General features: G+C 61.2%; 22 protein-coding genes. 7 read left to right on the forward strand and 15 right to left on the reverse strand.

The window, feature by feature from the left end; translation table 11 throughout:
- Window positions 1-118 precede the first annotated feature (118 nt).
- Together KHO30_RS09870 and KHO30_RS09875 are read left to right on the forward strand one after the other, a co-directional pair.
- Complete coding sequence (locus KHO30_RS09870) at window positions 119-790, forward strand: response regulator (RefSeq protein WP_093635997.1); 672 nt, start codon at window positions 119-121, stop codon at window positions 788-790.
- Window positions 787-2,205, forward strand: a complete 1,419-nt coding sequence (locus KHO30_RS09875; protein WP_093635995.1) for a sensor histidine kinase — start codon at window positions 787-789, stop codon at window positions 2,203-2,205. Before KHO30_RS09870 ends, KHO30_RS09875 begins: the two co-directional genes overlap by 4 nt.
- 22 nt (window positions 2,206-2,227) lie before the next feature.
- Here KHO30_RS09875 and KHO30_RS09880 read toward each other — a convergent pair whose 3' ends face one another.
- From KHO30_RS09880 to KHO30_RS09900, 5 genes are all read right to left on the reverse strand, one after another.
- Window positions 2,228-3,379, reverse strand: coding sequence for a CmpA/NrtA family ABC transporter substrate-binding protein (locus KHO30_RS09880; protein ID WP_211700728.1), 1,152 nt, complete (start codon window positions 3,377-3,379; stop codon window positions 2,228-2,230).
- Window positions 3,380-3,389: 10 nt separating this feature from the next.
- Window positions 3,390-3,965, reverse strand: a complete 576-nt coding sequence (locus KHO30_RS09885; protein WP_054036012.1) for an ANTAR domain-containing response regulator — start codon at window positions 3,963-3,965, stop codon at window positions 3,390-3,392.
- 178 nt (window positions 3,966-4,143) lie between these two features.
- The gene (locus KHO30_RS09890) at window positions 4,144-5,961 is read right to left on the reverse strand and encodes a tetratricopeptide repeat protein (protein ID WP_211700729.1); all 1,818 of its coding nucleotides are present in this window, start codon (window positions 5,959-5,961) and stop codon (window positions 4,144-4,146) included.
- Between the two features lie 78 nt (window positions 5,962-6,039).
- Window positions 6,040-8,145, reverse strand: coding sequence for a S8 family serine peptidase (locus KHO30_RS09895; protein WP_211700730.1), 2,106 nt, complete (start codon window positions 8,143-8,145; stop codon window positions 6,040-6,042).
- A 360-nt stretch (window positions 8,146-8,505) separates the two neighbouring features.
- Complete coding sequence (locus KHO30_RS09900; protein WP_211700731.1) at window positions 8,506-9,744, reverse strand: cyanate transporter; 1,239 nt, start codon at window positions 9,742-9,744, stop codon at window positions 8,506-8,508.
- Between the two features lie 269 nt (window positions 9,745-10,013).
- On the opposite strand from KHO30_RS09900, the gene KHO30_RS09905 reads away from it, so the two are divergent.
- Window positions 10,014-10,757, forward strand: coding sequence for a GntR family transcriptional regulator (locus KHO30_RS09905; protein WP_200653680.1), 744 nt, complete (start codon window positions 10,014-10,016; stop codon window positions 10,755-10,757).
- A gap of 170 nt (window positions 10,758-10,927) precedes the next feature.
- Here KHO30_RS09905 and infA read toward each other — a convergent pair whose 3' ends face one another.
- The 3 genes from infA to KHO30_RS09920 all read right to left on the reverse strand — a co-directional run bounded on the left by infA (window position 10,928) and on the right by KHO30_RS09920 (window position 12,400).
- Window positions 10,928-11,200: a translation initiation factor IF-1 gene (gene infA / locus KHO30_RS09910; protein ID WP_012427521.1), complete on the reverse strand. Its 273-nt coding sequence runs from the start codon at window positions 11,198-11,200 to the stop codon at window positions 10,928-10,930.
- A gap of 130 nt (window positions 11,201-11,330) precedes the next feature.
- A complete protein-coding gene (locus KHO30_RS09915; protein ID WP_093635985.1) occupies window positions 11,331-11,612 on the reverse strand; it encodes a hypothetical protein in 282 nt (93 codons plus the stop codon).
- 569 nt (window positions 11,613-12,181) lie between these two features.
- Window positions 12,182-12,400 (reverse strand): hypothetical protein, encoded by a 219-nt coding sequence (locus KHO30_RS09920; protein ID WP_028194708.1) that lies wholly within the window; start codon window positions 12,398-12,400, stop codon window positions 12,182-12,184.
- 348 nt (window positions 12,401-12,748) lie between these two features.
- Here KHO30_RS09920 and KHO30_RS09925 point away from each other — a divergent pair, with 348 nt between their 5' ends.
- Window positions 12,749-13,393 carry a helix-turn-helix transcriptional regulator gene (locus KHO30_RS09925; RefSeq protein ID WP_093635983.1) on the forward strand — a complete coding sequence of 215 codons (645 nt, stop codon included), beginning with the start codon at window positions 12,749-12,751 and terminating at the stop codon, window positions 13,391-13,393.
- 103 nt (window positions 13,394-13,496) lie between these two features.
- Here the strand turns inward: KHO30_RS09925 and KHO30_RS09930 are convergent, their stop codons facing one another.
- Both KHO30_RS09930 and KHO30_RS09935 read right to left on the reverse strand, forming a co-directional pair.
- Window positions 13,497-14,291 (reverse strand): SDR family NAD(P)-dependent oxidoreductase, encoded by a 795-nt coding sequence (locus KHO30_RS09930; RefSeq protein ID WP_093635981.1) that lies wholly within the window; start codon window positions 14,289-14,291, stop codon window positions 13,497-13,499.
- 202 nt (window positions 14,292-14,493) lie between these two features.
- Window positions 14,494-14,898, reverse strand: coding sequence for an OsmC family protein (locus KHO30_RS09935; RefSeq protein ID WP_093636165.1), 405 nt, complete (start codon window positions 14,896-14,898; stop codon window positions 14,494-14,496).
- Between the two features lie 245 nt (window positions 14,899-15,143).
- Between KHO30_RS09935 and KHO30_RS09940 the strand changes: the two genes are divergently transcribed.
- Together KHO30_RS09940 and KHO30_RS09945 are read left to right on the forward strand one after the other, a co-directional pair.
- The gene (locus KHO30_RS09940) at window positions 15,144-15,338 is read left to right on the forward strand and encodes a DUF1653 domain-containing protein (protein ID WP_054036020.1); all 195 of its coding nucleotides are present in this window, start codon (window positions 15,144-15,146) and stop codon (window positions 15,336-15,338) included.
- An 86-nt stretch (window positions 15,339-15,424) separates the two neighbouring features.
- Complete coding sequence (locus tag KHO30_RS09945) at window positions 15,425-15,619, forward strand: YqaE/Pmp3 family membrane protein (protein WP_028194701.1); 195 nt, start codon at window positions 15,425-15,427, stop codon at window positions 15,617-15,619.
- A 44-nt stretch (window positions 15,620-15,663) separates the two neighbouring features.
- On the opposite strand, the gene KHO30_RS09950 is transcribed toward KHO30_RS09945, so the two are convergent.
- Together KHO30_RS09950 and KHO30_RS09955 are read right to left on the reverse strand one after the other, a co-directional pair.
- Window positions 15,664-15,963, reverse strand: a complete 300-nt coding sequence (locus tag KHO30_RS09950; protein ID WP_200620575.1) for a 2Fe-2S iron-sulfur cluster-binding protein — start codon at window positions 15,961-15,963, stop codon at window positions 15,664-15,666.
- A 73-nt stretch (window positions 15,964-16,036) separates the two neighbouring features.
- Window positions 16,037-18,040: a sigma-54-dependent Fis family transcriptional regulator gene (locus KHO30_RS09955; RefSeq protein WP_211700732.1), complete on the reverse strand. Its 2,004-nt coding sequence runs from the start codon at window positions 18,038-18,040 to the stop codon at window positions 16,037-16,039.
- 419 nt (window positions 18,041-18,459) lie between these two features.
- Between KHO30_RS09955 and KHO30_RS09960 the strand changes: the two genes are divergently transcribed.
- Window positions 18,460-18,750 carry a DUF1488 family protein gene (locus KHO30_RS09960; protein ID WP_074287282.1) on the forward strand — a complete coding sequence of 97 codons (291 nt, stop codon included), beginning with the start codon at window positions 18,460-18,462 and terminating at the stop codon, window positions 18,748-18,750.
- Window positions 18,751-19,003: 253 nt separating this feature from the next.
- Here the strand turns inward: KHO30_RS09960 and KHO30_RS09965 are convergent, their stop codons facing one another.
- From KHO30_RS09965 to KHO30_RS09975, 3 genes are all read right to left on the reverse strand, one after another.
- Window positions 19,004-19,543: a cytochrome b gene (locus KHO30_RS09965; RefSeq protein WP_093635975.1), complete on the reverse strand. Its 540-nt coding sequence runs from the start codon at window positions 19,541-19,543 to the stop codon at window positions 19,004-19,006.
- 179 nt (window positions 19,544-19,722) lie between these two features.
- On the reverse strand, window positions 19,723-21,024 hold the full coding sequence (locus KHO30_RS09970) for an NCS2 family permease (protein WP_093635973.1): 1,302 nt from the start codon (window positions 21,022-21,024) through the stop codon (window positions 19,723-19,725).
- Between the two features lie 484 nt (window positions 21,025-21,508).
- A complete protein-coding gene (locus tag KHO30_RS09975; protein WP_093635970.1) occupies window positions 21,509-21,766 on the reverse strand; it encodes a DUF4148 domain-containing protein in 258 nt (85 codons plus the stop codon).
- Window positions 21,767-21,823 lie beyond the last annotated feature (57 nt).

Genomic DNA, 21,823 nt, shown 5'->3' on the forward strand with positions numbered 1-21,823 from the left:
TGTTTGTTTTGTGTAGGCGAATGGTAAGAGAGGCGTGCTTTCTGAATGCTTTCAGTTTTCGAGGAAAATGCGTCACAATGGTCGAATTCGCCTCATGGATTTCCCTGGGATTCTGTTTATGCGTGTGCTGCTCGTCGAAGACAATCCGATCCTTTCCCGCTCGCTAACCGATGCGTTGACCAGCGCGAAACTCACGGTTGACTGCATGCACGACGGCGAATCCGCCGACCATGTTTTGCGCACACAGGACTACGCGCTGGTGATTCTCGATATCGGTTTGCCGAAGCTCGACGGCCTCGAAGTGCTGCGCCGTCTGCGCGCGCGGCGCAACGCGGTGCCGGTATTGATGCTGACTGCGCATGGTTCGGTGGAAGAGCGCGTGCGCGGACTCGATCTCGGCGCCGACGATTACCTCGCCAAGCCCTTTGCGCTTACCGAACTCGAGGCGCGTGCAAGGGCGCTGCTGCGCCGGAGCCACGGCCAGGAACCGCTGCATGCGCAATGCGGTACGCTGCTTTACGACAGCGTCGACCGGGGCTTCACCCTCAATGGCGAGCCGCTCGCCTTGACCCCGCGCGAACGTTCGGTGCTCGAGGTGCTGATCCTGCGCAACGGCCGCGCGATCAACAAGGACACGCTCTCGGAGAAAATCTTTGGGCTCGATGAATCGGTGAATGCCGATGCCATCGAAATCTACGTGCATCGTCTGCGCAAGAAACTCGAACGCAGTTCGGTCGGCATCGTGACGCTGCGCGGGCTTGGCTATCTGCTGGAAGCGAAAGACGCATGACGCGGCCGAATCTGCGCGTTCGCGTCGCGCTCTGGTTGTTGCTGCCGCTGCTTCTGCTGCTCGCCTTCGATGCATGGCTCACGTATCAACGTGCAATGAACGCGGCGCACGCGGCCTTCGATCGAACGTTGGAGTTTTCGCTGCGTTCGATACGCGACGGTATCCGTTTGCGCGACGGCCAGATCGAAGTCGACTTGCCGTATCTCGCGCTGGAGATGTTCGAATCCAACGGCGGCGGCAACATCTACTATCAGATCCGCGAGGAGGGCGGCCGGGTGGTGACCGGCTATCCGGATCTGCCGTCGGGTACGAAGGCGCTTGCCGAGCCCTACAGTGTGCAGTTTTACGACGACGTGTTTCGCGGACGGCCGTTACGCGTCGCGATGCTGAGATTGCCAGTCCATGATGTGCCGTCGGCGCAGACGCGTGTGGTGCTGGTGCGGGTCGGCGAAACGATCGAGCAGCGCCAGGCATTGGCGCGCGAGATTCTGATCGGCTCGCTGCAACAGGAATTCCTGCTGGTGGTGCTCGCGCTGGGCATCGTGTGGCTGGGGGTGGCGCGCGGCTTGCGGCCGCTGAACCGCCTGTCGGCGAAAGTCGCCGCGCGTGCCGAGGACGATCCTACGCCGCTCGATACGGTGGACCTGCCGAGTGAAGTCGCGCCGCTGGTCGATTCGATCAATCAGTACATCGGCCGCACGCAGTTGATGCAGTTATCGCGCCGGCGATTCTTTAACGACGCGGCGCATCAGTTAAAGACGCCGCTTGCGATCATTCAGGCGGAGTCGGAGCTGGCGTTGCGCGATATCGACGGTGGCGATGAGCCCTCGAACGGCAATGCTCGGCAAGGTGTGCATTTGCGACGGCTGAATCGCGCGGTGCAGCAGGCGGTGCGTATCGTGCAGCAATTGCTGTCGCTCTCGCGGCTCGATGCGGACAGCGGTTATACGGTCAAGCATGCCGCTGTGCCGCTGCATAAAGTGGCGCGCAGCGTCACGCTCGACTGGTCGCCGGTGGCGCGCTCCCGTGGTATCGATCTCGGTTTTGAACAGGACGTGCGGATCGACGTGATGGGTCAGACCGATCTGCTCGCGGAACTGGTCGGCAATCTGATCGACAACGCGATTCGTTATTCGGGCGATGGGGCGGTGATTACCGTACGCGTTGCATGCGAAGCTGAGCAACCGTTGCTGCAGGTGATCGATAACGGGCCGGGGATTTCCATCGGTGAACGCGATGCGGTGTTCGAGCGCTTCTATCGCAGCGAAGCGACGCAAGCGGTCGAGGGCAGCGGGCTGGGTTTATCGATCGTGCGGGAAATCACGCGCGTGCATGGCGCGGTGATTGCGTTGAGCGATGCGTCCGGTGGTGGGTTGGTGGTTAGCGTGCTGTTTCCGGCGTTAAAGTCCGCGTGACGAGCATGTTGCAACCGCATCGCTACGCGCGGATCGTGAAGCTCTGCGCGTAAGCCTTGGATTCCGTTTCGCTACCCCACACCTTACCGTCGATCAGCACTTGAGAGCGCTCGTCGCCCGGCACCACGATGCCGACGCGTGCTGCCGCCTCACGATATAACTCCGTCTGATTGATGTGCGCCGCGATTTCCGCGTAATCCGCGCGTAGGTCGATCATGCCCCAACGTTCGAACTGGGTGAGGAACCAGGCACCGTCGGTTGTTCGCGGATAGTTCACTGCGCCGTTATCAAAGAACCGCATGGGCAAACCCCGTGGCGCTGAGGCCGCAATCTCGCTGCCGAGCCGCGCTGCAATCAACGCTTCATCGATACCGATAAATTCGGGCCGCGCGAGCCAGCGCGCAATCTCCTCGCGATGCCCCGCACCGTCGAGCCAGCGGCACGCTTCGAGCATGGTCTGCACCAGCGCTCGCGCCGTATTCGGATTCGCGCTGACAAAATCTCGCCGGCACGCCAGCACCTTCTCTGGATGATCGGGCCACACTTCGCTCGTGTAAGCGACCGTTCTGCCGACGCCTTCCGCTTCAGCCATCGCATTCCACGGCTCGCCGACACAGAAGCCATCGAGCCTTTCTTCCGCGAGCGCGGCGACCATTTGCGGCGGCGGAATCGCCACGCTCTCGATATCGTGCAACGGATGCACGCCGTGCGATGCGAGCCAGTAGTACAGCCACATGGCGTGCGTGCCGGTGGGGAAGGTCTGTGCGAACACCGGCTTGCGCTCGAGCGTCGCCAAAGCCTTAGGCAGGGTGCCGTGTTCGGCTAATGCGTCGGTGAGACGGTTCGAAAGCGTGATTGCCTGGCCGTTGCGATTGAGCACCATCAGCACGGCCATGTCCGTTTGCGGACCACCGAGGCCGAGTTGCACACCGTAGACGAGACCGTAGAGTGCATGCGCCGCATCGAGATCGCCCGACAGCAGTTTGTCGCGCACGGCGGCCCATGACGGCTGTCGGCACAGTTCCAGTGTCAAGCCATGAGCGTGACCGAATTCGAGCAGCTTCGCGGCGACGAGCGGTGCGACATCGGCAAGTGCAACGAAACCGAGCCGCAGATGGGTTTTCTCGAGCGACGCAGGCGCGGACGATGGGGCGAGGGAGGTGGGAGAGTTCATGTGCGGCGCTTCATTTGAGCGAGTCGGCCGCCGCGACGACGGCGCGCGCGACTTCGGCGAGTTTGACGCCCTGGTTCATTGCGCGCTTGCGCAGGTTGGCATAGGCGGCGTGTTCCGTGATCTTCAGTTGATCCATCAGCAGGCGTTTGGCGCGATCGATCAGCTTGCGCTCGGCGAGTTCGTTTTCGACTTGCGCGAGGCGTTCGCGCAGCTCCGATTCCTGTGCGAATCGTGCGAGGGCGACTTCGAGGATCGGCGCCAGTCGTTCCGTGGCGAGCCCTTCGACGAGATAGGCCGTGACTCCGGCGCCGACCGCGTCGCGGATCAATTGCTGATTCGCATCGTGACTGAACATCAGCACCGGACGTGGCGCGGTGGCGTTCATCACCGCGAGTTGTTCAAGCGTGTCGCGCGACGGCGATTCCGTATCGATGATGATGACGTCGGGCCGCTCGCTCTGAACCACGCGATGCAGCGCCTGCGGCGTCGCCGTACCGGCCAGCATCTCGTAGCCGAGTCGTGCGAGGGCATCGCGCAGATCGCCTATCGGCTTGTCGGTATCGGTTACGAGGAGAACACGCAGCATGGGGTGTGGTTTATCGACGGCTGACTACCGATAAAGCAACGTGTATGCCAGTGCGGGACGATTACGCTGAAGGCAACGCGATCATGGGCTTATAAATAGTTTAGACAGCAGGCCCTGCACCCGTACGGGGCATGCGCAAGGCATGCACCGAAGCGGCGCACGAGGTATGAACATTGTTTTAATGAGCGCAAAGGTGGGCTGCCGGGGCGTCACGCCACAGTTGCAGCGCCGCTCGCACTTCTTTGACAACGGGATCCCACTCGCCCAGTTTCTGCTGCCGGAATAGACGCATTGACGGATACCACGGGCTATCGGTTCTGTTGGTCAGCCATCGCCACTCCGGGTAGGCCGGCGCGAGCAACCAAACGGGGAGCCCGGCCGCGCCGGCAAGATGCGCGACGGAAGTGTCGACGGTAATCAGAAGATCGAGCGTCTGCAATATCGCCAAGGTGTCCGTGAAATCGTGGATTGCAGGGCCGAGCGTGTGCAAGTCGTATTCATGCGTCAGGCCCTCGCTTTCGCGCTCGCGGGCGCCTTTTTGCACTGAATACCAGGTTACCCCGGCAAGCCCAAGTAGGGGCTTTAGCGTATCGAGCCGAATCGACCGGTAACGGTCGTGAACGTGGTTCGGGTTGCCGGCCCAAACGATGCCGACACGTTTGTTTTTTGCGCGCGTCGTGTCTTGTGGAACTGCTGCTATCTGAATCTGCCAATGACTTAGTTTTTCCGGTGTCGCCGCGAGGTAGGGCATGGCAATCGGAAGCATGGGTAAATCGAGGCTCATATGCTCCGGCATCCTTAGCATATGACACCAGTAGTCGTATGGACCGGGAGGCAGGGTGGTGAACACGGTCCGCACAGCTGCCATGCTCACAGCCAGCCCCGCGATCGGCTGGCTGACCAGCACATCCACCATTGCACCCTGACGACTCAGCCAGTCGGCGAATCTGAGGAACTGGATTTCATCACCGCGCCCCTGTTCGCCGACGAGCAGGAACCGGCACCCTTCGACGGGTTCGCCATGCCATTCGGGGAAATCTGGGCGAATCCGCTCGTGTTCCGTGCCGGGGAGTTCGTAAAACCATCTGTACTTCTTCCAGCCTTCTTCGAACTCACCAAGGGCGAGGTGCACGCCAGCGAGATGAAACTGCAGGTATGGGTTATCCGGCAGAAGCCGTGCTGCTTCGATACTATGCGGTCGGCTTTCGGCGACGTTGCCGGTGATACTGAGTGCTCTTGCTGCGTTGTGATGCAGAAGCGGGTGTTGCGGATTGATGGCGAGTCCCTGCCTGGCCACGCTGAGCGCTTCGCTGAAGCGGTCGTTAGTGTTCAACACGTAGGCTAATGAATTAAGCGAATCGGCATTGTCGGCAATACGGGTTTTGACCTGCTCGATCATTTCATTGAGCGGGCGACTATGGCCGGCTTTAGCTAATGCCGCGATCAGGTCGAGTCCGTCTTGCAGGTTTGCCGGGTCGAGCATCCACGCTCGTTGCCAGTAGTCAGCAGCTTCCTGGACCTTCCCGAGCTCCGTGCAAATTCGGGCCAGCGCGCGAACGGCGTGGTGTCCTCGCGAATCAATCTGAACGGACTTATCGTAGTGGACCATTGCCTCGTTAAGACGGCCGGACACTCGCAGGCAGTCGGCAAGGTTCCGATGAAGACTCGCGGTACCACCAGTCAGGCTGATCGCGCGGCGATAGGACACTTCAGCCGCTGCATGGTCACCCTTCAACGCGGCAAGCAGACCTGCGTGTTCCCACAATTCAGCCCGCTCAGGAGCTGCTTCCAACGCCTGTTCCAGGTATGCGCGCGCCTGATCCATTTCATCCGTATGGACACAGGCGAGTCCCATACGGTGCAGCGCGTGCGCGTCGTGCGGGCGCACGGCGAGCACCTTGCGGTAACCGATCATCGCCTTGGTCATACGTCGCGCGGAAAAATGGGCATCTGCGCGCGCGACGAAAGCGTTCACGTCTGCGTCATCGTGATTCATTGCTTGCCTGTGGATTGTCGGAAGTATGCCCCTGCGATTCGCAGCCGCGACACAGGGGGCAACGCTGGCTTAGCCGATTTATTGCGTGTAGGTGGCCAGAAGAGAAACGCCGCTCAGTTTTGTGCTGGCACTCAATATGCCGTAGTAAGTTCCGGCCACCGGGTTGGTGATCGTGCAGGTGGCTGCGCCACCTCTCACCATGACGGACTCACAGTCGGGACGAAGCGAGGACGGCGTACCGGCTCTGACATACAGTGTTGCGATCTGGCTGGCTGTTTCTGGCGACAGGGTGAACGTCAGGCTCTTGACGCCCGCGGGAACAACCAGAGCGTAGTTTTGCATCTCGCCGTTTTTCGCTGAGATCGTCAACGGACTACCGGCACTCAGGTCCGTAAGGGTTGGCGGAATAACCTGAAACGGGCGCGTCAGCTTGCTAATGGCGCCAGTGCTATCCGTCACCGTGAATGTGATTTCATATGTGCCCGGATAGTCGAAGTTCATATAGGGCGTGACAGATTGCGTGCGCACCAGATCAGCAGCGCCCGTGCCGAAGTTCCAGGCCCATGACTTGATCGGTGCGCCCCTGGCGGTGGACAGGTCCTTGCATGTCACCTGCATGATTGTCGTAGCTTCGCTGCACGTGAAATCCGCTGCCGCTGGAACCCTTCCAGACCGGGCGGCAGCGACAGTCGCGTTCGCATCAAGAATCCCTGAGCCGATCGGTTGATCCGGTTTGCCATTGGGAAACGCTTGCACATTCTGTGTCAGCAACGCTCTCATTTCAGCGGAGGTCAGGGGTGTGGGCGCGACTGACTGAGCAAGTGCGATAACGCCGCTCACCATCGGCGCGGCCATCGACGTGCCGTCAAGATACGTATAGCCTTCACTGCCCGGCGCGGCGGTTCCGTTGTTGTAGGTGGACCAGATCGAGTCGCCGGGCGCGGCGATATCAACGGTCTGCCCGTAGTTCGAAAGAACCCACTTCAAGCCGGGACGATTGCTTCCACCGACGCTGATAACGTTCCGGCAGTTCGCGGGCGTGAAATTCGTTGCGCTGTTGCCATTGTTGCCAGCCGCTGCAACGACAACGGCGCCGCGACTGGCCGCGTAGTCAATTGCGTTCTGAAACGTCATCCCGCAGGAGCCCGCACCACCGAGGCTCACGTTAATGACTTTCGCCGGGTAGACGTTGTTGGGGACGCCCGACACGCTGCCACCGGCGGCCCACGTCACGCCGTCGGCGACATCTGACGTAAAGCCTCTTCCGCATGCATTCATGACCCGGACCGGGACGACCTTTGCCGCCGGCGCGACGCCGGCTATACCGATGCCGTTGTTGGTCTGCGCGGCCATGATCCCCGCGACGTGAGTGCCGTGCCACACGACTTCGCATGTCTCTGTCGTGATACCCGGATTCGTGCCGTCGCCGCCGCGATTGTTCGTGGTGAAATCGTACCCAGGCAGGATATTGGCATTCAGATCGCTATGACTGGTCACGCCGTTGTCGACCATCGCGATCACGGTTCCGGAACCGTTAGCCATGTCCCAGGCGGGCTCCGCCCGTATGCCCGCAGTGGTGACGCCAGGTTTCTGGTTCGAGCTTAAGCCCCACTGTCTGCTGTATTCCGGATCGTTTGGCGCCATTGTCACGGACATCGGCGTGTCGGGCTCTACGTATTCGACGTCAGGGTCCGACGCAATGGCCCGCATGAATGCTTTGGCATCCTTGACGTTCAGCTTGCGTTCCGTTGTGACCACATCGGCTCCGATGCCCATGCGGCGCACATGGCGCGCTTTCGAAGGGAAGGCATTCGTCAGCCTGTCGAGTCTTGACTGGACCGCGGTGGCTGAACCGCGTTCAACGGTGCCGGTTTTGTATTTGACAATGAAGCGGTCGTTGGACGCGTCGGAAGCCAGGCCGCTCGTGTTCATCTTTAAGGACAATTGCAGAGGAACAGTGTTTGATGCCGCCGCTAATGCCGCTGTCTTTTCCAGGGGCGGTGCTGGTTCGGACGTCATATCGTCGCCGACGTTTCCGCCACATGCCGCAAGTGCCAGCGAAAGCGAAATACAGGCAGCGTTTTTCAATGCGTAGCGCGCACCTCCTTTGGACCACAGCGCGCTAACGTGAGCCGTTGTTCTACGAGAGTCGTTCCGCACGCTCTCATCTTTCTTTTGTTTCACGGTTTTATTCCCGGTACGACATACAGAAATGATTGCCCCTGTTTTTATGAAGCAGTCGTACGGCGGTCATCAGCGGTGCCAAAGCCATAGGCCGTCCTTTGGCCAGCCGGCACAGGCAATTTTTCGGGTCGTCGAGTTAAGATTCCTAACTAATGACCGTTGGAGACGGCTGCGTGGTACGTGACCTTCTGCGGCTGTTTGTCAGCCGGTCAGGTTCTTATGTTTGGACGCTATAAATAGCTTGGTGAGGATAATAAATAGCCTAATTGATATAAACAATCAGGCCTTTCTATTTTTCGGTCAGATAATTTACCGGCCGTGTAAGACCGTTGATGCACACGCACTCAGCAAGCCAATGCATCAGTGCCACTTCACGTAACTGCGGGGCGAAAAGAAGACGCTCACGACGATCATGGCGGCAACGCTAACGGCCAGCATGACCCAGGCGGCGCCGAACCCGCCAGTCCAGCCCCGGACCATGCCAGCGAAAATGGGCGTAATGGCCGCTACGACAAAGCCGACACCTTGCGTAAACGCGACAAGCTTTCCGGCCACACTGTGATGTGCCGAATGATCCATAGCGGTAACGAGCGTCAGCGAGAACGTGCCACCCAGCCCGGCACCGGCAATGGCGACCCACACCAGCGGCGCGGCATCGGGCCAGAAGATCAAGCCAAGCAGGCCGACCAGTTGCGCCGACAATCCGAGGACCAACCAGGGGCGCCGATCCCGGGATGGTGCGGCAGCAAGAGGCAGCAGTAAGGCCGCAGCGGCCTGAAACACCGTCATGCCGGCAAGGAGCGAACCGCTCTCCGCGACACTCGCGCCATGCTGTTGATAGAACGCGGGCAACCACGCGACGAGCGTCGTATAACCGCCGTTGACGATCCCGAAGTACAAACCAAGCGTCCACGCGCGCCGCTTGCGCCAAAGCGAAAAAGCGATCGCGTCTGCCGGAGCGCGCTGTGCCGCCGGGCCGTGCGAAGGTCCGCGGTTCAAAGCCAACCAGCACAGCAACGCCACGAGAGCGGGAATCGCCCATACCGCGAGCCCCGCATGCCACGACCCCGTCGCTGCGCTCACCCAAGGACTCAAGCGTGCCCCGAGGCCGCCGCCGCCCATGATCGATGCGGAGAAAACCCCCATCGCCAGCGGCACGCGCGCAGGGAAACGCTGCTTCAGGACGGCGGGCAGCAGCGCCTGAATCGCCGCGACACCGACGCCCGCGAGCGCTGCCGTCGCAAGGAGCGTAGCGCCGCCGGCGGTCGACCAGCGGGCGCCGCAAGCAAGCGCGATCGCCAGCAAACCGAGCGCAACGCCGCGCGTTTCGCCGATCGACCGGGTTAGCGCGCCCGCGCCGAATGCGCCGATGCCCATCGCGACGACCGGCAGGCTGGTCAACAACGACGCGCCGTAAAAGCTCAACCCGGTTGCATCGCGGATCGTCGTCATCAGCGGGCTGATCGACGTCAGCAGGGGCCGCAGATTGATGCCGATCACGACAATCGCGCCCAGCCATAGCGCGTCTCGCCACGTGAGCGCGTGGGAGGCGTCGTTGGCATGGGCTGGGGTCGGGCTGGTGCTGGAGTGCGAATTCACAAGGGGCCTGAGTGCGAGAGTGGGCGACACCTTGCAAGCGGGAAGAGAACGCTGCGGGGCGCTGCGCGACCGGCGGCGGCAAGGCGGATGACGAGGCGCGAACAGGGTGAAAAATACCGTGCGCGACTATTTTGGTTAACCATAATATCATGGCATGGTTAACCATTTACCTGATGCCCGGTATAAGTCCGAGCGCCCGCGGATGGCGTCTGCTACCCCTCGTCGCTACAATGCCGGGCGATATCGCTCCGTTCTCCAATACTGAACTCATGGCCTCCCGTTCCTCGCGTACGCCGTCAGCCAACACCGGCACACCCATCCGCAGCGCGCCTGAAGACGACTCGATCAGCGTCGAAGAGCGCATTTATGCGTCGATCACCGCGGCATTGCTGCAAGGCCGTCTGCGGCCGGGCGCGCAACTGGTCGAGCGCGATCTCGCCGCGGCGTTCGGCTGCACGCGCGGCGCGTTGCGCAAGGTGCTCGCGCGGCTGGGTTTCGAGGGCAAGCTGGTGCTCGAGGCGAATCGCGGCGCGTTCGTGCCGTCGCCGTCGGAGGAAGACATTCGTCAGGTGTATCGCGCCCGGCAGATTGTCGAGGCGGGCATCGTTGCAGCTTTGTGCGGGAGTTTGAGCGTGGCCCACAAACGTCGCCTGCGCGCCCATGTGCGCAGCGAAGAGAAGGCGTCACACGCCGGCACCATCGAGGAATCCGTGCGGCTCGCGGGCCAGTTTCATGTGTTGTTGACCGAACTGGCGGGCGGGACGGAATTGCTCGGTCTGGTTGGGCAGCTCGTCGCAAAGACCGAGTTATACAAGGCGTTGTTCGACCCGTCGAAGGGTTCGGCCTGCTCCGCGGACGAGCATATGCAGATTATCGAAGCGCTCGACGCGGGAGATCTGCACGCGGCTCTCGCGGCGATGCGCGAGCATCTGTCGGAACTGGAGGAGCGGGTGGTCGAACAGGTGCGCAAAAGCGCCGCAGGAGCAGATCTCGGTGCGGTGTTCGGGGTGTAGGAAGGGAGGGGTTAACGCATGCGACGCCGCGGCGCGCCGCTCAGGCTCGAGTCAACGAATCAAGCCGGAGAAGGCGCGCGAAAGGCTTCGCGAACAACCAGATAACAACAATTGACCACGCCCGGACCGGCCATGAAACAACTCAGGAAACGGTCAGCGTGCCGCCAGCCTTAACGGCGACGGAATTGCGTATTGCGTGCGCCGCCGCCACCGGTGGCGCGCTCGTCTTTGTGACGGAAATTGATCCGGCCTTTGGTCAGATCGTAAACCGACAGTTCCAGCGTCACGCGGTCGCCCGCGAGAATACGGATGTGATTCTTGCGCATGCGTCCGGACGCGTAAGCGCCAACCACGACGCCGTTGTCGAGCGTCACGCGGTAACGACTGTCCGGAAGTACTTCGTCGACGATACCGTCAAGTTCAAGCAGTTCTTCTTTCGCCATGCATAACTCCTGGTCGATGGGATAAGTGGGTGTTGGCCGCGCGGTTAAGCATGGCGCAACATCTGATACGGTTGGCAGTCGGCTTTCAGGCCAGCTGCTGCGGCACCAGCTGATTCGCTGATAGTACCGCTCAAAGATCGGCTACGGACTGGCCGTCTACACGGCCGTCAATCAATTGCTCGGCATGGGCCATGCACGCAATGCGCGCCTTGCCCGTGCCGTCGAACGGAAACAGATACTGCAGACGGAACACACGCCCGTCGGCTGCCGGATTGGCGCCCACGCGGCAGATGCGCACCGACGCGTCGTAACCTGCGTCCGGATTGCGGCCCGTCTGACCGTCCGCCGGGCGGCGCGGATAGACGAGCGGGTGAATTTCATAACCCTTGTACGTCTTGACAACTGAATTCATGAAGCACGTGTCCTGTATTACGTGGTCGCCGTGTCACGCGTGTTACGCGCGGCACGACAGACCCGGCAGCGCAGCACCTTGGGGCGCGCCGCCATGGAAAAAGGTTGGCACAGGCCCGATGGCAAGGGCATGAGCGCGGCCGCGCAAAATCGCGGATTCGATGGAGAAGAAACACGCTGATGTCGCGCAGACATCGGGCGCGTAAAAGCTGAACCACTCAGCTGCACAACTCGCGACGGCGAATGCAGGCGGCGCATTGCCGGAGTGACGGGATCGCTGACACGCAGCGGTCGAACAGTCGGGGGTGGTGCGGAGACGCCGATTGATACTGTGCTTGGTACTGCCGCTTGTGTTCCCGCGCTGTATCCCCAATAGCGCGGATGCGGAATACAGCTATTCCAATATGATGCACTAAATGGGGCTAATTGGATAGCAAAAAGTTCCGCGCGCGGGCAAACCGCCCAGCCGGCTGGGCTTTGGGCGAAAAAGAGTTGCCGCGAACGGCGCGCCGGGGCATGAGCGGCACGCCGGGTGTGAGGTCGCGCCGTGAGGGTGAAGGCGGGTGAGTTTCAGCGGGTGGTTTCGGCGACGCGCTTTTGCAGCTCGCGTGAAGCCGCGAGCGGGATGCGCGCATCATCCCAGCCGGCGAGCCATTCGACTTCCTTCGAGGTAAAAATCTGTCCGTGATTGCGCAGCGTGTATTGCAGCGAATCGATGATGTGATTGCGGATGATTTCAGGCGTGCCTTCGTCATCGAGCACGGCGCGAAACGCTTCGAGCGTGGCCATCTGTTGCTCCGTGGAATAGTTGCTTCTTTTATCGCACGAAAAAAAATCGCATGCCAAGCGAACAAAAATCCACGGGTGCGGATGCAACAACTGGAAGGGGGCGGCAGTATGCCGTCGAGCGCCCATCAAGGCCGGGTGCGTGATGCGGCCCCGCAATAAAAAAGCTGCTGCGCCGGCGCCGGGCCTCCGCGGTCGTCGCTGGCGATTGGGGTCGTTACAATGGCGAGTCGCGGCGCGCGGCTTCCGGCATTGTTGTGCCTGGCTCGCCTGCCGGCCATAACCTCGGCGTCCCTTTTAGCTCAATCAGGCTAAAGCGGCGGCGCCTCCCTGGAACACTGCGATTTCTCAATGCGCAACTCAACCGTCTCTCCTGTGAAAGACCTGCTGCTGGACCGCTACGCACCTATCGCAGACGGCATCGCGGCCTTGTTCTATCCGTGTGCCGAAGTCGTGATTCACGACCTGCGCGATCAGACCATCGCGTATCTCGTGAACAATCTGTCGAAGCTCGAAGTCGGTGGCCCTTCGGTGCTCGACGAAGTCCACTACGCGGCACGCGGCCGGACGATCGGGCCATACGAGAAGCTCAACTGGGACGGTCGCCGCATGCGCTGCGTGAGCAACATCCTGTTCGACGACGAGGGCAAGCCGGCCGGCATGCTGTGCGTGAACTTCAACATCGCGGTGTTTGAAGATGTGCGCTCCACGCTCGATCTGTTTATCAAAGGCGGCAATCTGACGGACGCGCCCGCGGAGGAACTGTTCCGCGACGACTGGCAGGACCGCATCAACACGTTCCTGCACACCTGGCTGCGCGAGCGGCAAATCGGCATCAATGCACTCACGCGCGAACACAAACGGGAAATCGTCGAGGCGCTGCATGCGCAGGGCGCGTTTCGCGGCCGTAGTTCAGCCAACTACGTGGCCGCTGTGCTAACGATGGGCCGCGCTACCGTCTATAAGATTCTGAAGCAGATGAAAGAGGGCGGCTGACGGTCCGCAAATCGTAGTGGGCTAGCGCTGCCCAGCGCCGGGTCCGCCAGTGGGGCGATGCGCCCAGGAGATGACGCCCGCACCGCGTGAAGAACCGCTGCGTTTAGCTATGCAGCCCCATTTTGCCGCTCGCCATGGCGGCGACGCGGACCACAAGCCCCCTGGGAAGCAAGCGTGACAGCAAGGTCGCAGCGCGTACGCTGGTCCGTCCAGGATACGCAACCGCTTTTCGTTTATCGAAGGCCTTGAGCGTTTCCTGAACGACGGACTCCGAGCTGTCCATGTCTTTCGGCGACACATTGGTCGACACGCCTTCGAAGAAGCTCGTTGCCGTAGGTCCCGGACAGGCGGCCATCACATGCACGCCCGTGCCGACGAGTTCGAATTGCAGCGCCTCGCTGAAGAACAGGACGAAGGCCTTGGTCGCCGCGTAAGTGGCCATATGCGGGAGGGGCTGAAAGCTCGCGTTGGACGCGAGGTTGATGATGCCGCCCCTGCCGCGCTTCGCCATACCGCTGCCAAACCGATGACTGAGAGCGACGAGCGCCTGGACGTTGACCTGAATCTGCGACTGCTCTTTCGTCGGATCGTGCGAGAGGAAACTGCCGGTCAGACCTAGCCCCGCATTGTTGACGAGCAGATCGACCTGAATGTCGCGGCGCTCGAGTTCCTCGCCGATCTGGAGGGCGGCGTCGGGATGGCTCAAGTCGATATTGAGCGCAACGGTTCGCACGCCGTGTCTGGCGGAAAGTCCCTCAGCCAGAACCTGCAATGTGTCACCCGAGCGGGCGACCAATACAAGGTTCATGCCACGCGCGGCCAGCGTTTCCGCAAAGACCTTGCCGAGCCCTTTTGAGGCTCCGGTAATCAGGGCGGTCGAGCCGCGATAGACAAACATGTTCTGCTCCTTGCTACGGGATGAGCCTGCATTAGCGTTGCGTGCGCCATCTAAGGTTGCCCGTCAAAAGCATCGATACTCGATGCTTTTGATCGCCGGACTGTTCTGAGGACGTGACGCATTGTGCGAGCTGGAGCGTTTTTTGATAATTGGGGTGCCTTTTGAATCATTTTCAAAAATAATGGAAAGATCGTGGGCCGCCTCACCACTGCATCGTCGTGTCGATTCGTGTTCCCCGCTTGATGAACAGGGTGACCGGCGTCTTCTCGCAGATCTCGCCAAGGCGCTTGCGCTGGCTATCGTCGAGAGGCCCGTCGACGGATACGGTGCGCCGAATGTATTGACCGCCTTCGCGCTCCACGTGCAATTGCGTGTCGACCTTGATCCGGCCGCCCGGCCATGCTTTCTTCTGCATGTACATCCGAAGCGTTGCCGCGGTGCAGGCCGCGAGACCCGAAAGGACGAATTCGAAGGGAGCCGGGCCGCTATCCTGCCCCCCTTCGCGCGGCCCTTCATCGCCGAGCAGGCTATGTGTGCCCGCATCGATTTTGACGACATAGTTGGGTGAATCTGCGTCCGAGGTGGCGGTTGCGATCGCGAGAGTCATCATTGTCCTCTTGGGTGTCACGTCAAAAGATTGAGCGCATGCACATGCCACGGCCTGGGCACGCGTCGAAATGCGCCGGGCGAAGGTTTCTCTGCAAGTGTTGGCGACAGCGTAAGCCTGCATCAGTGATCTTTCGCGGTCCAGCACAGGTTTACAATGACAGCCGCAATAAAACCACGTGCTCTGCTTCGGAGGACGTCGGCCCGTTTATAAAAGATTCCGCTGACTGGGACAGGAGTAGTTGAATGGTGCGTTATCGACACTACAAAGGCGGCATTTACGAACTGGTCTGCGAGGCCACGCTCGAGTCGGATCCGACTGTCACGATGATCGTCTACAAAGCCAGCAATGGTACGATCTGGACCCGTCCGGCTTCGGTGTTTTTCGAGCTGGTCGAGGTCGACGGCACCAAGGTGCCGCGCTTCGCACCGATCAACTAGGCTGCCCCGTTCAGGTAATCGTTATCGTCAGCACGATTGCACTCTAAGAACGTGTGCCGCCAGATCAATACAAACAGGAAATCTGAATGCGTCTTCTGCTTGCCATCATTCTGCCGTGGTTTCAGTTCTTCACGATCGGTCGGCCTTTTGCCGGGATCATTTGCCTGATCCTGCAGATCACGCTGATTGGCTGGATCCCAGCCGCGATCTGGTCGGTGTATGCGCTGAGTCAGTACAACACTGACAAGAAAATCGCCCGGGCGATGGGCAACGGTCGGTAAGGCCGAATGCGATGCGGGCGGTGCCGGGCACCGTCCTCGCGCTGCTAGATTTCGACCGCGTCCGGCGCCTCGATCACCACGTCCGTTTCCGCGATCGCCACACACGGCAGGATGTAGCCTTCCGCTTTCTCTTCCCGGCTAAGACCCGGCCATTCGATCGTGTAGCGCACGCGTCCCGACGTCATTTTGCATAGGCAGGTGCGGCATGTGCCGTTGCGGCACGAGCGCGGCAGACGCAGATTCGCAAAGCCGGCGGCTTCAAGGATCGTCAGCGAATCGGGCGCTTCGAAGCTTTGGCCGAGCGGCTCGACACGAACGAGAGGTGGGCGGGTAGAGTCGGACATCGTGTGAATCGGTGACGGATTGCGCCACACTTTACACGTTCACACCAAACGCCCAGGCTCCGGCGCCGCCATTTCAATGCGTCGTGTTTCCACGCCGCAGATACCGATACACCGTATTTCGCGCAAGCCCCAACTCGCGTGCCGCTGCCGACACATTACCGTCGAGTCGCGCGAGCGTTTGCGCAATCAATGTGGTCTGCCATTCCTCCATCCGCGCGGGCGACGCATTCGCGGGCTCGGCTGCTGGCTTGTCGCGTCCGTTGCTGCCGTCGCCACCATTGCTGTTGCCTGACAGCGCCTCGTGCGCCTCGGCGTGGACGTCGACCGGCGAAGCCTCGCAATCCTGCAGAAAATCTTCCGGCAAATCCTCGAGTTCGATCTGCTGCGCGCCTTCGGCCATGATGCTGGCGGTGCGCAGCACGTTGGCCAATTGCCGCAGATTACCTGGCCAGCGGCATTGCGCAAAGCGTTCCAGCACCTCATCGGACACGCGACGCGGTAACCGCTCGCCATCCGGCTGCAATGCCAGCATGCGTTCGACGAGCCTCGCCAGATCGCTGCGCTCGCGCAGCGCCGGCAAAGTGACGACGAGCCCGTTGATCCGGTAATACAGGTCTTCGCGGAAGGTGCCGGCTTCGATCATCTCGCGCAGGTTGCGGTGAGTTGCGCAGACAATGCGCAGATCGACCGGTATCGCCCGCGTGCCGCCCAGCGGCACAACGGTGCGCTCCTGCAACACGCGCATCAGGCGCACTTGCTGGGCGAGCGGCATGTCGCCGATTTCGTCGAGAAACAGCGTCCCGCCATCGGCCTGCACGATCTTGCCGACGCTGCCGCGTTTCTTCGCGCCGGTGAACGCGCCGTCTTCATAGCCGAACAACTCTGCCTCGATCAGCGTGTCGGGCAACGATGCGCAATTCAGTGCGACGAAGGGCGCATGCCGCCGCGGCGAATCGTGATGGATCGCGCGGGCGAGCCATTCCTTGCCGGTACCGGTTTTGCCGAGCACGAGAATGGGAATATCGCGTCCGCGCAGCTTTGCGACTCGTCGCAGGATCGCCGCGACCGCCGCATCGCCGGTATCGAGCGTTTCAAGTGTGGCGAGCGGTGCCACCTCGCAGGACTGAGCCGCAGCACGCGCGCCGCTGGACATGGCCGTACGCGTTACGTCAGCAAGGCCTTCTGATGAACCAACATAACGTGGCGCCGCAAATTCGCCGCGTGCGATCACACGCACGCCGCTCGGCAGCGTCAGCTCGATGCTTTCGCCTGGTGCGCGGGCGATCTGCTGCAACACTCTCGCAAAGGTGATCCCGAACAGCGCGTCGAACGGTTGCCGTAACAGCTCGCCAAGCGGCTGCCCGAATTGAAACAGTGCGCTGCGATTCGCGGACAGGAAGGTGCCGTCCGGCGCGAACGCTGCGAGCCCTTCATACAGTGTGCCGATAAATTCCGCACGCGCGTGAAAGTGAATGCGAATGGCATCGACGAATTGATTGGAGAACAGATGATTTTCGATCATCTGCGCCGACATCCGCACGAGCGCAAGCGTGTGCTTGTGGAAGCCGCGTGTGTCGCCACTGACGTCGAGCGCGCCGATGGTGCGCCCGAACGGATCGGCGATGGGCGCGCACGAACAGGTGAGAATCCGGTTCGCATGGAGGAAGTGCTCGCCGGCATGCACGACAGTCGGCTGCCCGTCGATCAGGGCGGTGCCGATCGCGTTCGTGCCGCGATCCGCTTCGGCCCATGACACGCCCGGGCACAACGCGACGCGATTGGCTTTTTCGACAAAGTCGCTATCACCGAGACTGTGGAGAATCACGCCGTGATTGTCGGTGAGCAGCACCATGCTTTGCGTGTCGACGATCTGCGCGTGCAGCGTCTCCATGACGGGGAGCGCGTGGGTATAGAGCGACTGGTTTCGTTCGAGGAGTTCACGCAGGGCGGGGCGGCGCAGCGGATGGAAGTCCGGCGTTTCCGACGCTCGCAGGCCGACTTCGAGCGAGCGGGCATGAGCTTGCGCGATGACGTCTGGCCGACCAACGGTGGGCGGCGTGGCAGAACGATGGCTCAAAGCATGTCTCCGGTTATCGGACCCGGCGGGTGCGTTGCCCGCCGTTGCGTTCCGCAGTGCAACATACGCGTCTGCGGCCGAACACCGATATTACAGGACGAAACAGGAGCCTGGCGAAAGCCGCGCAGCATGAATAAAACCAGGTCGCGCGGGAGAGAAAAAGTGCCTCAAAAGACCACGTCAGGCACCAAAATCAAGCAAACAAAAAGGAAAACTTGCGCAGTGGCCGAACTCGTCTACAGTGAATCAAATCACCTCCGCGGGGCGCGAAGTACGGCGCTCGCGAAACTATGGGGTGACGGACCCGCGCCATCAGCATTCGAAAAGGGGGACACGCGCTGCAGGTGCGACCAGTCTTAACCAGCGTGCGCAGTACCAATCGACCCATGCGCAGCACCCAACCTTTCAGGTGAACTCCCATGCAGATCCTATTCCCGAACGAAACTCCTGAATATTCAGGTCGCGAACTTACCTTGGCGTTCCCGGCGATGGTTGATGGGCAAAGGGTGGAGTGCATGATCACCGCTGAGGCGCTGGAAGATCACTTTGGTGCCGCATCGCCGCGTCTGGAGGACATGGTCGATGCATTCGACGCACACCGGGCCCGGATCGAAGCGGCCACACGGCGCTTGCTATCGGAAACGCGAGCGCAATGCCTGGTGCTGAGAAGCGGCTACGTGCGCTTCTATGAGGCGAACTGGCGCAACTGAGCGAATCCGCGCTTGTCCGGCGTCAGCCCGGAAAAGAGCGCGGAAATCAGCCCAAAAGTAAGCCGCAATTAGCGGGTAGAACAGAAAAGCAGAATCAGCCGCGCAAGAGCAACACGAGACGCAAACCCAGGCGCGGCGTCCGTACCTCAACGGATACACAACTGGCCGCGGCCATTTGCGCCGCCCAGGCCTGTACTTGCGCGGCTGTCAGTCCCAGATACGGCGAACGCAAGCGCCGAAGACCCGAAACCGATCAAACCATCCGCCGCAGCGTCCGATCCTTGAACACCACGTGATGCGCAATCGCCGCAAGCGCATGCAATCCGATTACCCAGTAAAACGCATTGCCGAGCCACTCATGCGCTGTCTTGAGCAATGGCCGCGCAAGCGGATCCGCGCCGACCAATGTGAAGCTGAAGTTGGCCCAGGCGAGCGTGACTGGATGGCCGCCTGTGTTGATCATCAGGATGCCCAGCAGCGGCTGCGCGAAGATAAAAATGTACAGGGCGAGATGTGCAGCCCGCGCCAGAAAGGCGAGCAGGCGATTGCCTTCGATTTCCGCGGGCGCGCGGGCCCACAGACGCCATAGCACGCGCAGGACCGCCAGTCCCAGCACGAGGGTACCGGCCCAGAAATGCACGCTGCTCCAGAAGACCCGGCTGTCGGAGCCTTTCGGTCCGCGGATTTCGATTGCCAGATAAGCGAGCGCGATCAGCAGAAAGATCGCCCAGTGGAAAAAGATGGCGGGCGATGTATAACGGTCCGTGGCGCGGCTGTGGCTGTAAGAAGACATGCAGGGAACTCCCGTGACCGGTTCGTTGGTTTTTATCAATCATCAGATGATAAAGGGTGCCCGACCAGAACGGGCTCCATCAATAAAATGATTGTTGATCCAGACCGAACCGTGACCGACGCGGCGACGATGCCGCTGCGCTTTCACTCCCGCGCCTTCACGTCAATTGCCGCCACAGCTTATTCGCTGCCGAGGTAGAAATAGCGGAACAGGAAAATCGCCGCGATGATCCACACCACCAGTTTCACTTTGCGCGCCTGCCCGGTCAGCAGTTTCAGACCGGCATACGAGATGAAACCGAACGCGACGCCATTGGCGATCGAGTAAGTGAAGGGCATCAACAGTGCGGTCAGGGCGGCCGGCACGACTTCGGTCGCGTCGTCCCACGGCAGGTCGAGCATTTCGCGCAGCATCAGGCAGGACACGTACAACAGGGCCGGCGCCGTTGCGTAGCCGGGCACCACGCCCGCCAGCGGCGCAAAAAACAGCGCCGCGAGGAACAGCACGGCGACGGTGATCGCGGTCACGCCCGTGCGGCCGCCGGCCTGCACGCCCGACGCGCTTTCGATATACGCCGTGGTCGACGAGGTGCCCAGCATCGAGCCGGCCAGAATCGCCGTGCTGTCAGCGAGCAGTGCGCGGTTCAGCCGGAACATCTTGCCTTCGACCAGCAGCCCGGCGCGATTGGCCACGCCCATCAGCGTGCCGGTCGCGTCGAACAGTTCGACGAGGAAAAACACCAGGATCACGTTCAGCACGCCGCCGGAGAGCGCGCCGCGAATGTCGAGTTGGAACAGCGTTGGTGCGATCGACGGCGGCGCGGAGACGATGCCGTGAAACTGATTGCCGCCGAAGAAAAAGCTCAGCACCGTCACGCCGACAATGCCGATCAGGATCGCGCCGCGCACCCGCAGATAGTCGAGCGTGACGATCGCGAAGAAGCCGATCACCGCGAGGATCACGTGCGGGTTATGCAGATCGCCGAGCGTGACGAGCGTGGCCGGATTGCCGACAACCACACCGGCCGACTTCAGCGAAATGATCGCGAGAAAGAGGCCGATGCCGCCGGTGATGGCAATGCGTATGGAATGCGGAATCCCGTTCACGATCACCTCGCGCACGCGAAACAGCGTGACGATCATGAACAGGCAGCCAGAGATGAATACCGCGCCGAGCGCCGCTTGCCACGTGAAGCCCATGCCTTTCACGACGGTGTACGCGAAGTACGCATTCAGACCCATGCCGGGCGCGAGCGCAATCGGGTAGTTGGCGTAGAGACCCATGATCAGCGAGGCGAGCGCGGCCACGATGCAGGTCGCGACGAACACCGCGTCCTTCGGCATGCCGGCGTCGCCGAGAATCGCCGGGTTGACGAAGATGATGTAGGCCATCGTCAGGAAGGTGGTCAGCCCAGCGAGCACCTCGGTGCGCAGGTTGGTGCCGGCGGCTTCGAAGCCGAAGTATCGTTTTATGGAGTCCATGAGGCGGGTCTCTCGTTGTTCAAAAGCGTTTCTTGTGGTTGATACGGGCAATGCGTCGCGAATAAGCGGGCGACTGTGCCGTCCGACACGGCACCGATGCACTATGCGGCGAAGCCTACGGGCGGATTGTAGTCATGATTGGCGGCGCACCGGTTTGCGTGAGTTGCGTGAGTTGCATGACTGTGGGCTGTGCCGAAGGGGCGAGATGATACCTTGCCAGCGCGCGGGGCGGTGCGGCAAGCGAATTTACGATGTTGCGGCTGGAAACGGTGGGCTTGCGGGGGCGTGGGGACAGGCGGAATCTGGTGGGGAGGAGTGAATTGGAACGATTCGGGCTAAAACTGCAGGAAGAAAGCGCAGGAGGGGAAAGGGCGCGGCAGGCAGTTCTAGCAGGGATGTGCAGAGCATCCAAGGCCGGCGCCGCCTACGACCTTTGCAGTCGCGAACAGTCCGGCCCGCCGCTTCAAGGCCAGGATGAGACGGATTACTGCGCCGTGCTCCCACCCATCTGCTGCGCTCGCCGCGCGGCGACGATGCGACCCGCGCGTTGCGCGTTGTCCGGATAGTCGATCCAGTCGAGCGGATCGTAGCCGGCGGCGCGCCAGGCTGCCAGATCGGCTTTCACCTGGGCGCGCGTTAGCGGCGTCGACGGGTCGTAAGGCCGCGAGGTCTGCGCAAACGCGCTGCTCATGCTCACGGCGGCTAACAACGCGCCGAGTCCAACGAGAGAGACGATTTTCATGATTGGCTCCTATGGAGCGGTTAAAAACAACCCCTAAATTTTAAATTTCATGGTCAT

The organism is Paraburkholderia aspalathi (assembly GCF_905220735.1).
Taxonomy (GTDB): domain Bacteria; phylum Pseudomonadota; class Gammaproteobacteria; order Burkholderiales; family Burkholderiaceae; genus Paraburkholderia; species Paraburkholderia aspalathi.

Coding starts and splice junctions, on each gene's coding strand:
- KHO30_RS09960 (WP_074287282.1), top strand. CDS start 18,460: ATGCAGATCCTATTCCCGAACGAAACTCCTGAATATTCAGGTCGCGAA.
- KHO30_RS09885 (WP_054036012.1), bottom strand. CDS start 3,965: ATGCTGCGTGTTCTCCTCGTAACCGATACCGACAAGCCGATAGGCGAT.
- KHO30_RS09945 (WP_028194701.1), top strand. CDS start 15,425: ATGCGTCTTCTGCTTGCCATCATTCTGCCGTGGTTTCAGTTCTTCACG.
- KHO30_RS09905 (WP_200653680.1), top strand. CDS start 10,014: ATGGCCTCCCGTTCCTCGCGTACGCCGTCAGCCAACACCGGCACACCC.
- KHO30_RS09930 (WP_093635981.1), bottom strand. CDS start 14,291: ATGTTTGTCTATCGCGGCTCGACCGCCCTGATTACCGGAGCCTCAAAA.
- KHO30_RS09920 (WP_028194708.1), bottom strand. CDS start 12,400: ATGGCCACGCTCGAAGCGTTTCGCGCCGTGCTCGATGACGAAGGCACG.
- KHO30_RS09935 (WP_093636165.1), bottom strand. CDS start 14,898: ATGACTCTCGCGATCGCAACCGCCACCTCGGACGCAGATTCACCCAAC.
- KHO30_RS09940 (WP_054036020.1), top strand. CDS start 15,144: ATGGTGCGTTATCGACACTACAAAGGCGGCATTTACGAACTGGTCTGC.
- infA (WP_012427521.1), bottom strand. CDS start 11,200: ATGGCGAAAGAAGAACTGCTTGAACTTGACGGTATCGTCGACGAAGTA.
- KHO30_RS09915 (WP_093635985.1), bottom strand. CDS start 11,612: ATGAATTCAGTTGTCAAGACGTACAAGGGTTATGAAATTCACCCGCTC.
- KHO30_RS09875 (WP_093635995.1), top strand. CDS start 787: ATGACGCGGCCGAATCTGCGCGTTCGCGTCGCGCTCTGGTTGTTGCTG.
- KHO30_RS09925 (WP_093635983.1), top strand. CDS start 12,749: ATGCGCAACTCAACCGTCTCTCCTGTGAAAGACCTGCTGCTGGACCGC.
- KHO30_RS09950 (WP_200620575.1), bottom strand. CDS start 15,963: ATGTCCGACTCTACCCGCCCACCTCTCGTTCGTGTCGAGCCGCTCGGC.
- KHO30_RS09975 (WP_093635970.1), bottom strand. CDS start 21,766: ATGAAAATCGTCTCTCTCGTTGGACTCGGCGCGTTGTTAGCCGCCGTG.
- KHO30_RS09880 (WP_211700728.1), bottom strand. CDS start 3,379: ATGAACTCTCCCACCTCCCTCGCCCCATCGTCCGCGCCTGCGTCGCTC.
- KHO30_RS09965 (WP_093635975.1), bottom strand. CDS start 19,543: ATGTCTTCTTACAGCCACAGCCGCGCCACGGACCGTTATACATCGCCC.
- KHO30_RS09890 (WP_211700729.1), bottom strand. CDS start 5,961: ATGAATCACGATGACGCAGACGTGAACGCTTTCGTCGCGCGCGCAGAT.
- KHO30_RS09870 (WP_093635997.1), top strand. CDS start 119: ATGCGTGTGCTGCTCGTCGAAGACAATCCGATCCTTTCCCGCTCGCTA.
- KHO30_RS09970 (WP_093635973.1), bottom strand. CDS start 21,024: ATGGACTCCATAAAACGATACTTCGGCTTCGAAGCCGCCGGCACCAAC.